Below are 255 nucleotides of genomic sequence, written 5' to 3'. Positions count from 1 at the left end.
CATACTGACCGTCACGGAAGAACAACAGCGTGGGCCAGCGGACAGCGCCATACCTGCGCGCCACCGCGTCTTCACTCTCGCGCGGCACTGCTGCCACGATGAATCGGTTGGGGAAGCTCTTCATAAGCTCAGGTAACACAGCCGCCACGTCCTGGCCTTCTGGAAAGCGCACCGCGTCACCAGTGAGCAGCACCACGCGGTTACCGCCACCAGCGAGCCAACCGGCAACCGTGGCCTCATCTATCCATACCGCGC

Annotated in this window: 1 protein-coding gene; it reads right to left on the bottom strand. The window is 63.1% G+C overall.

What is annotated here, in order from left to right:
• On the bottom strand, positions 1-255 hold a 255-nt coding region (locus tag NFX52_RS30585), incomplete at both ends, for a thioredoxin domain-containing protein (RefSeq protein ID WP_492759478.1).

Source organism: Acidovorax facilis, from assembly GCF_023913775.1.
In the GTDB taxonomy this organism is placed as follows: domain Bacteria; phylum Pseudomonadota; class Gammaproteobacteria; order Burkholderiales; family Burkholderiaceae_C; genus Acidovorax; species Acidovorax facilis.
Note: the sequence above shows the minus strand (reverse complement) of the source record. Positions and strands in the feature narration are given on the sequence as shown.